This window comes from Tolypothrix sp. FACHB-123 (assembly GCF_014697075.1).
Taxonomy (GTDB): Bacteria; Cyanobacteriota; Cyanobacteriia; order Cyanobacteriales; family Nostocaceae; genus Aulosira.
Window position 1 is genome coordinate 42,904 of sequence record NZ_JACJRE010000051.1, and the last position, 8,898, is coordinate 51,801.

At 39.6% G+C, this 8,898-nt stretch carries 10 protein-coding genes; 3 read left to right on the forward strand and 7 right to left on the reverse strand.

The window, feature by feature from the left end; all coding sequences use genetic code 11:
* The first annotated feature begins 110 nt into the window (after positions 1 to 110).
* Positions 111 to 335 carry a hypothetical protein gene (locus H6G41_RS26075; protein ID WP_190750070.1) on the forward strand — a complete coding sequence of 75 codons (225 nt, stop codon included), beginning with the start codon at positions 111 to 113 and terminating at the stop codon, positions 333 to 335.
* Positions 336 to 475: 140 nt separating this feature from the next.
* Here H6G41_RS26075 and H6G41_RS26080 read toward each other — a convergent pair whose 3' ends face one another.
* From H6G41_RS26080 to H6G41_RS26105, 6 genes are all read right to left on the reverse strand, one after another.
* Entirely contained in the window at positions 476 to 2,461 is a 1,986-nt protein-coding gene (locus H6G41_RS26080; protein WP_190750072.1) for a primary-amine oxidase, read from the reverse strand.
* Between the two features lie 304 nt (positions 2,462 to 2,765).
* A complete protein-coding gene (locus tag H6G41_RS26085) occupies positions 2,766 to 3,290 on the reverse strand; it encodes a tetratricopeptide repeat protein (protein ID WP_190750074.1) in 525 nt (174 codons plus the stop codon).
* A 96-nt stretch (positions 3,291 to 3,386) separates the two neighbouring features.
* A complete protein-coding gene (locus tag H6G41_RS26090; RefSeq protein ID WP_190750076.1) occupies positions 3,387 to 4,259 on the reverse strand; it encodes a transporter substrate-binding domain-containing protein in 873 nt (290 codons plus the stop codon).
* Between the two features lie 24 nt (positions 4,260 to 4,283).
* Complete coding sequence (gene rplT / locus H6G41_RS26095; RefSeq protein ID WP_190544302.1) at positions 4,284 to 4,640, reverse strand: 50S ribosomal protein L20; 357 nt, start codon at positions 4,638 to 4,640, stop codon at positions 4,284 to 4,286.
* Between the two features lie 32 nt (positions 4,641 to 4,672).
* Positions 4,673 to 4,870, reverse strand: coding sequence for a 50S ribosomal protein L35 (rpmI, locus tag H6G41_RS26100; RefSeq protein WP_190750079.1), 198 nt, complete (start codon positions 4,868 to 4,870; stop codon positions 4,673 to 4,675).
* Positions 4,871 to 5,074: 204 nt separating this feature from the next.
* Positions 5,075 to 6,337, reverse strand: coding sequence for a hypothetical protein (locus tag H6G41_RS26105; protein WP_190750080.1), 1,263 nt, complete (start codon positions 6,335 to 6,337; stop codon positions 5,075 to 5,077).
* A gap of 409 nt (positions 6,338 to 6,746) precedes the next feature.
* On the opposite strand from H6G41_RS26105, the gene H6G41_RS26110 reads away from it, so the two are divergent.
* Together H6G41_RS26110 and H6G41_RS26115 are read left to right on the forward strand one after the other, a co-directional pair.
* Entirely contained in the window at positions 6,747 to 7,466 is a 720-nt protein-coding gene (locus H6G41_RS26110; protein ID WP_190750081.1) for a hypothetical protein, read from the forward strand.
* Positions 7,467 to 7,746: 280 nt separating this feature from the next.
* Positions 7,747 to 8,127 (forward strand): calcium-binding protein, encoded by a 381-nt coding sequence (locus tag H6G41_RS26115; RefSeq protein WP_190750082.1) that lies wholly within the window; start codon positions 7,747 to 7,749, stop codon positions 8,125 to 8,127.
* A 7-nt stretch (positions 8,128 to 8,134) separates the two neighbouring features.
* Here the strand turns inward: H6G41_RS26115 and H6G41_RS26120 are convergent, their stop codons facing one another.
* Positions 8,135 to 8,695 (reverse strand): sugar O-acetyltransferase, encoded by a 561-nt coding sequence (locus H6G41_RS26120; RefSeq protein WP_190750085.1) that lies wholly within the window; start codon positions 8,693 to 8,695, stop codon positions 8,135 to 8,137.
* Between the last annotated feature and the right edge of the window lie 203 nt (positions 8,696 to 8,898).

Genomic DNA, 8,898 nt, shown 5'->3' on the forward strand with positions numbered 1-8,898 from the left:
GTAAATAATGTGGTTTTAACTACGCTATGACCTTGAATTAGTAAGATAAACTTGCTGAATGTATGTCATTAAACTACTGACTTTCATTTAGTAACAAACAAGGATCACCAATGAACAAAGAAGTAGCCAAAGTAGTCTTATGGGAAGAGAATCAAAAAGATTTTCTCAAAAAGTTTTATGATTTACAATTTATTCCCAGAATCGGAGAAGAAGTTTACCTAAAAAAGGAGAAATGGAAAGTAACTAGAGTTGAACATGATGTAGAAGTTAGTGAAATTAATGTTTACATGGAATTAATCAAAAAAGTCAGGCAGGATAAGCCATCTAACTCCTAAATAAAATTGAGCAGGTAGCTATACTGTCTTGCTGAGGAGAGAAGGAAATCCCCATAAATAAAGTTAGGGGGATGATGCTAATAGGTTGACACAAAATCTATAAATTGTTTTTCTAAGTCCATATTTTCCGGCATATTTTATCAGGGCGATCCTGGTAAATTGATAGCAGGATTGCGGCGGAAAAATCCTCTAGGAGCAAGTTTAAAACTCACTCGGTGTGTTGGCATTACAGGCCAATCTTCAGGACGAGGAATATGGGTAACGCCCATTGTGTACCAAAGTACAATATCTTCACCATTCAAAGATTCATTGTTAGCAATATATTTAGGTAAACCTTGTCCTGGTTGAGTTTGGTTTGGATAATCGCCGCCAGCATAAAGTTCATCTGGGTGATATTTTGTTACCCATACATGATGTGTCGCAAAGCCAGCTTTATCGCGAATCTTAGCACCTTCTACTGGGAAAAATACCGCATTCCCTCCTGGCATCAGCATATATGCTGGGGGAGTTCCTAGACTATTTTGACGTTTGGCGTTAGCAATCATCCATTCCCTGCTGTGTTTCATGTCTAAATCGCGCACAGCAGCTTTTTCTGTAGTTAAGGGAGTATCTGTAACTGCGATCGCATTTCCAAAAGAATTATGATTATCTAAAGGTAAAGCTTGCACATTCATTTCCATGACAGAATTAGCTTCACCATCTACATCCATATCTAGGCGATAGTTAAAGAAGTGTTGATGATTCACCCCAAAGATATTTTTTGCTAATAGTCTGCCATAGGAATTATCTGGAGATTGTGTTTCTGCTGTTGTACCCTGTGCTAGCACAATTCCCGTTAAATCGTTCTCAATTTCTAAACTGCCATCTTGGCGAAAAATCCAATTCAAACTGTAATCATAATTATCAACTGCTGCCGTCATCGTCATTACTAATTCTCGATTGCGACGGACATAATTTTTCCGGCTGTTGTATTCGTAATGCTGCCACAATAGCCCATTATCTCGCTCGTAAATGCCAATTACCTTTGGCATTTCATAAGGTTCGCCCTCAGGGTTAGCCATCACGGCATTTAATAACAAGCCATTCTCCGGAATATCTTTACCTAACTCCATTGAAGTGGCGAGAGAACCAAAATTATATTCACCGACATCAAAAGCATTTCTAAAAGCCCAGGTAAAATCAGGATGACCATAGGGTACTACCATTTCTGATAGACTAGCACGGTATAAAATTGGGCGAATTTTTTCCCCATCATCATAAGTTACTTGATAAAGAACTAACCCACTTCTAGGATGCATTAAATAGCGAAAATTCCAACCTTGCCAGCTAATTGTATTTCCCCGAATGCGGAAACTAGTACCTTGAGGTTGGAGAATTTTTAATAATTTTGGTGGTGTCAGTAATTTCCTAAAAGATTTGACATCATAATTCCAATTTTCTGAGGATAAAGGTACTACTCCATTATCTATAAAACTATCGATTTTACCTGTGTTTAAATCAACAGTAGCTACTACCCCTTCAATGGGACTAGCAAAGTAGTTCCAATGCTCGCCTTTATAGTAAGATAATGCGCGACACAAACGCTTACCTGTAGCCGCTTCTTTGTCAGTTAAAATCCCTGGTGCCCAACAGTTAATTTTCACTTGATCAAAATCTGTAATTCCCCGTTTTTGCATAGCCGCTTGCCATTGGGGATCTGATTGGACAATCTGCCTTGCTAAATCGTATTCAGGATTAATGATTGCAGGTTGGGCATTAGGTATTTGCTTCCAAGAACTCAAGGTTTGAGTTTTTAAATCAACGATAGCTTGGTATGTTTGATTTTGGGAGCGTTCATACACTACTAAGAAAGCTTGGCGTGGAAAAGACTTACCTGGTGTAAAATTTAGAACTTCTTTTTTATCTGGTTCTTGCAAAGTTATTAAAGGAAATACAGCATTTTCAGTGATATCTTTCTCTTTTTTCACCACTGCAACCGCTGTATTAATTTCTGCTGCTGTTAACGCTGTTAGGGGATGGGTAATTGTCGGTTCTTGTGCAAATAACATTTCTCGATAACCGAGAGCGCCAACAATGAAAATAATGATGGCAATAATTAAACTCAAGAACCGGAGCCGCTTAATCATTATTTCAATATTTATCGGAATGTATAGCTATATATATTCTTTGCTGGGATTGATAAACCGCATAATTTCGGAAATTTTTATATTAATTATAGCGACACATTAATATATTCTAGAGGGCGAGGCATTGCCTAGCCCCTACAATGTTTCGCATGATTTTTTCAAATTGATAGAAGTATTCATCCGAAAAAATATTTTAAATTAGATACATTGAAATAAATATAAAATAAGATACCCAACTTATTCCTAGAAGTTAGGTATCTTATAATAATTATGAGGATTAAATTCCTCACTACAAAGTTAATAATTAAGCAGAAACTAATCGCCGCAAAGATTCAGCACGGCGTTTAGCTGTAGAATTATTGGGCGAAAATTTCAGAGCTTCTTCGTAAGTTTGTAGCGCCTGGGAGTTCAACTTTTTCCGCTCATACGCATGAGCAAGATTATTCAGCGCTGTTACGTAGTCAGGTTTATTTTTCAGGGCTTCTTTGTACTGACGAATTGCTAAATCGTATTGCTCTTGAGCAAAGTAAACGTAACCTAGCCCATTGTAGATCGGAGCAATATTTTCTTCCCCTTCTTCTTCCGCTGTTTTGAGAGCTTTTTGAAACAGCGCAATTGCTTGGGAATAGATTTTCTTTTGAGAATAAATACTGCCTAACTCGTAATATTCTTGAGTTGTACCCTTATCTTTACTCAACTTATTTTTTAATCGGGACAACGAACTTTCAATCCGACGAGTTTTGAAAATTTGGCGAAAAATACTCACAACTGCAAAGGCGAGTATACCGACGAAAATCGAGAGATAAACAACCGCTAGACTGTTATCCATTGTCTTGAAAGAGAAAATTATAAAGAGTCTTCTTATTTATTATCAGCTGCAAGGGGAGCGGGGGAAACGGTTAACTGTTGACGGTTGACGATTGACTTATGGTAACCCCCAATATTGGGCGCGTTGCTTGAGCCAACCTTCGGCGATGTAACGCGCGATCGCTTCATTTACCTGTAGTCTTAAATCATCGTACTGCAAGCCTTTGGGCATGGCTACAGATAAGGGTGCTGTGGAGAGTTTGTTTGGGAGTAGGCGATACTGGGGATATTCTTGTATCCAACCGCTCAGCAGGCTAGCATCAGCAGCGAAGGCTTGCACTTCCCCAGTTTCCATTTGCGATCGCGCTTCTTGATATGAATTCACTCCGACTAACTCAGCATTGGGCACATAGTACCTCACATCAGCAATGGTGCTAGAGTTATTCAGGACAGCGATTTTGCGGTTAGCTAAATCTTTTGTTTGCTGAATTCCTGTATCTTTAACAACCAAATATGTGCCATCAAAGTAGTAAGGAACACTGAAACTTACTAAGCGAGAGCGTGACTCTGTGGCTGTAACTCTCGCAATAGCAAAGTCAACTTTATTGTTAAAGACTACCGATAAGCGATCGCGATTTGCTATCGGTTGTAACTTCACAGCATTTGCTTTCCCTAACAAGTCACTGGCTAAACGCTGTGCTAAGTCAATTTCCAAGCCTTGCAAATTCCCGTTAGCATCTCTAAATCCCAAGGGACGCAAGTTATCTTTGACGGCAATAGTTAAATAGCCTCGCCGCTGAATTTCTGGCATTTCGGCGGCAGATGCAATTGATCCTGTGCCTAAAAAGCAACAGCAAACAATTAATAATAAGGATAAGGAGTAAAGGATAAAGGATGAAAACCAAAATTGCTGCCAGACACCTATTCTGTGTAGTAAGGTGTCTGTTTTCCAGCCCCCAGATTGATTTTTGGGGTATACTTCAGCCTTCATACTTCATGCTTCATCCTTAATCCTTTATCCCTTAGCTTGAATAGCTAATGCAGCTACTTTGCCAAAGCTAGCTGGATCGACAACTGCCATTTGTGCCAACATTTTGCGGTTGAGTTGGACATTAGCTTTTTTGAGATTACCGATTAGCTGGCTGTAGCTCAAACCATGTTCTCTTGCAGCAGCATTAATCCGAGCAATCCAAAGGCTACGGAAATCGCGCTTTTTCTTTTTGCGATCGCGGTAAGAACTCCGCAGCGCCTTCATTACCTGTTGGTTAGCGGTTCTAAACAGAGTTGAGTGGGAACCGCGAAAACCTTTAGCTAGTTTGAGAATTTTATTGCGGCGTTTACGAGCTACATTACCGCGTTTTACCCGTGTCATAACTTATATTTTCCTGAAAATTCCTGAAAAATTTACAAATAGGGGAGCATTAAACGTACATTCTCTTCATCGCGCTCATTTACAATCGCCATTTTGGAGAAGCTGCGCTTTTTCTTGGTAGTCTTGTGCTCTAAAAGGTGGTTTTTGAAGGCTTTGCGACGGACGATTTTACCGCTACCGGTGGCACGGAATCGCTTCGCCGCAGCTTTACGAGTTTTGAGTTTAGGCATGGTTTGGCTTTGATCGACACAATCCATCATTATATACTAAGCGAATCGAATTGCACGAGCCACAATAAGTTCAAGTTTATATAGATGGGTAAAGTTAAGGATGCGATCGCCATCAATATAAATTTTAGGGGCGGGGTAACCCCCATCCCTACGAGTTGCGGGCTTGGTAAGTTAATGATTGGGATGTTTTTTATTGGCAAATCCCTAAGACACTTTTGGATCTAAAACGATCGCGGAGCCAGATTTATTGGCATGATAAGTCCAAGATTGCTGTTTTACCTTAACTACGACTTCCCACCCCTCAACAGGTTGATAAATCTCTGCACAAACTTCGCCAAAACCAAAATGGCATTGGTTTCCAAAGGTTTTAGCTGTAGCTTGGGTAATTTGTAAATTGGCAACAGCTACTCCAGAACGTTTGGCAGCATCATTTAAAATTTTATTAGCGATCGCTCTGGGTAAAGTCACATTTGACGATGCATTAGTTTTCGGATCTAAAACAATTTGTGTTCCTGCTCTATTGACATGGTAAGTCCAAGATTGGTCTTTAACTTGGACAATTACTTCCCAACCAGGAACCGGATTGTATTCCTTTGTGCAGATTTCACCAAAGCCAAATTCGCAAGGATTGCCAAAGTTTTTGGCTGTAGCTTTAGTAATTTTTAAATTTTCCGCTGCAACCCCAGAACGTTGGGCAGCATCATTTAAAATTTGATTGGCGATCGCTGTTGGTAAAGCCACATTTGGCCATGCACTAATTTTTGGATCTAAAACAATTTGCGAGCCAGTTCTATTAACGTGGTAAGTCCAAGGTTCTTCTTTAACTTGCACAATTACTCGCCAGCCGGGAACCGGATTATAATCTGCTGTGCAAATTTCTCCAAAGTTGAATGCACAAGAATTACCAAAGTTTATTGATGTGGTTTCGCTAATTTTTAAATCTCCCACAGCTACCCCAGAACGTTTGGCAGCATCGTTTAAAATTTTATTAGCGATCGCTTTGGGTAAAGGCACTTTTATCGATGTATTACTTTTCGGATCTAAAATGATTTGCGAACCAGTTCTATTGGCGTGATAAGTCCAAGATTGGTCTTTGACCCGGACAATTACTTCCCAACCTCTGATGGGTTTATATTCCCTTGTACAAACTTCTCCAAATTGGAAAATACAGGGATTACTGAAGGTTTTAGCCGTAGATTTAGTAATTTGTAAATCGCCAACTGGCAAACCTGCACGCTTAGCTGCATCATTGAGTATAGCTCTGGCAACTTTTCTCGGCAGTATATTTTGGTTATTTTGGACGTTTTGCGATAATTGGATATTAGCTACATTGGAAGCAGCATTAGCATTATTAGCAGTAAAGCCAATACCACATAATAAGCTAGTTAATGCCAAGGTAAATATTAAGCCTTGGGGGAAATAAGATAGAGTTTTAATTGAGTTAGATAGTTTATAAATGCCGTTCATGCACTTTGACCTTGAGAATTGATAGTTGCTACATTTATTAATACCAATTCTCCGGAATTTACTCTAAGAAATGACTGATTTTTTCTGTAATGTTGCACCCTATACTAAGTGGTGACATTTTTTCAGCTACTAAATATTGAGAGCAACTTCATGGTGAGTTGCTATAAGGGACTTCCAAGTAAAAAAATATTCCATTGCTATTGTTCACTGTTGACGGTTGACTGTTAACTGTGAACCGTCAACTGTCAACAGTCAACGTTTAACGGAATAATTTATTTTTTGGAGTTCCCTAAGATTGTAATTCCCGGAGAAGATATTATCTTTGACGTTGCAACTGCAATTCAGTTTCCCAGAAATAATTTGACGTAAGATGGGTTGCAGGTTCGATTCCGACTCGGTGCAATGTTCTATGGAACCTCAAATACGCATCAATTCATCTCAAGGAATTTGGCAACGCTGGCAACAAGCGCAGTCTTTGGTCAATGATAGTGTAAAGTCTCTGGGTAACTCGGTACAGCAAGCAGGCCAGTCTGTTCAGGAAACTGCCAATCAAGCTACTACTAGAGTAGTTGATACGATGACGGCAACTTGGGAACAAGCTAAAGGTTCTGTAGAGCAAAGTTGGCAAACTGCTGAACAAATTAAGAGTACAACGTCTGTAGCTTTCCAAAATGCGATCGCCTCTTCGATGAATGATTGGCTAGTACAACACCCTTCCTTTTTCCGTCTGGTGCAAATCCTGAGTTGGGCTGCTAATCACCCAATTATTAGTTCTGTCTTGCTGGTATTCATATTAGCTCTACTCTGGAGCTTAGTTAAAGCGGCGATGCGCTTAATTGAAGTCACTAGTTGGACAATTCTGCGGGTTCCCATCCAATTACTTCAGGCTTTGGTGAAAGTTTGCTTTCTCTCTGTAAGTAAATTCGCTCGTTATAGTTTTCAAACTATTACAGGCGCTTCCAAGCAAAAAACAGACTCAGCATTAACACAGGCTAATTCTGCAATAGAGTATCAAAATAAGCAACAAAGATTGGCAGATATTTGCGATCGCTTGCAAGCAATTCACAAAGAACAGCAAGAACTTTTACAAGAAGCTGCCAGGTTAATGGATTCAGAGTTAAATGGTTAGGGGCATGGGGCATTGGGCATTAAGTATTTTTAGTTACTTCCTTGTCCTGCTTGCCTTGTCTTTCTTCCTTTGTCTCCCTTCATTCTCCTGCTTCTTCTAACTAGGTAAATTACCGATTTGGTAAATTAGGGATTTTATAGAATAAAGTGGCAAAATTTGATATATTTCTAGGACTCGCTGATTTGGCGATGAGCACAGGCAATATTTCAAAAATTGACAGGCGATCGCCAAAACGGTAACATACATAGTTCCAAATTTATCCTAAGCAAGTCTGGATATTATGCCTAGTGTTGAACTTGATAAAACTCGAGAGCAGCGCATTGAAACTGAAATCATTGCGGATGCTGAAGACAAAGAAGACCGGGCAATGGCTTGGTACTACTATTTAGAAGAAGCTCTCAACTTTCCTTTTAATGCCAAATGGACAAAAAAGGGGCGTAAATCAACGACACCCCAAGAAAAGCAAGTTGAAGTTTTGGGAATGGCACCTGATGATGAATGTCTCAAGGATATGTATGTAGAAGTAGCCGATCTTAATGGCAAAGAAGATGATGTGTATTCAGCACGGCTATCAGAAATAGAAGTAATTGATGCTGATGAGGACACCCTAGAAGCCCTTGCAGATTGGCAATATTGGTTGGCTAGAGGATACAAGTTTTAAGCAAATTTTAGGATAGGTGCCGAATAATACGGCATGGGTTGCCAGCAGCAACTACATTTTCAGGTATATCTTTGACTACTACACTACCAGCACCAATAGTGGTATTGTCTCCAATTGTCACTCCGGGGCAAATAATTGCACTGCCACCAATCCAAACATTGTTACCAATTTTGACTGGCGCGGCTAATTCTCTGTCGGCAAGGCGAATTTCTGGTTGTGTAGGATGGTAGGCAGTGTATATCTGCACATAAGGCGCGCACATGACATTTTCGCCAAGATGAACTGTATTGCAGTCTAAAATGACACAGCCATAGTTCATGTACAAGCGATCGCCTGCATAAATGTTACTGCCATAATCACAGTGAAACGGTGGCACAATCGTTACTTTTTTTCCTACTTGCCCAAACAATTCTTGTAAAATTTGCCACCGTTGCTCTTCTTGTTCTTCTGTGGTGGCGGTATACATTCGCAAAAGACGAGAGGCGCGTTTTCTCTCAGTGACTAGTTCTGTGTCTTCTGCCCAATATAACTCGCCTGCCAGCATTTTCTGCTTTTCTGTTTTTTCCATCACAGAATTTTTAGACCCAATTCCATAGGATTTAGAGCAGAGTATAAATTCAAAATCTTGGGAGATTTTGCTGCTAATTACATCATACATAAGGGTAATATCAATGGTTCTTTAGTACTTGTTATGCTAAACTAACAATCAAAATGCCAGTTTAACAAGCATCTAATTCGGAAGTTTTCAAAGTTTCTAAATCCATAAGCCGA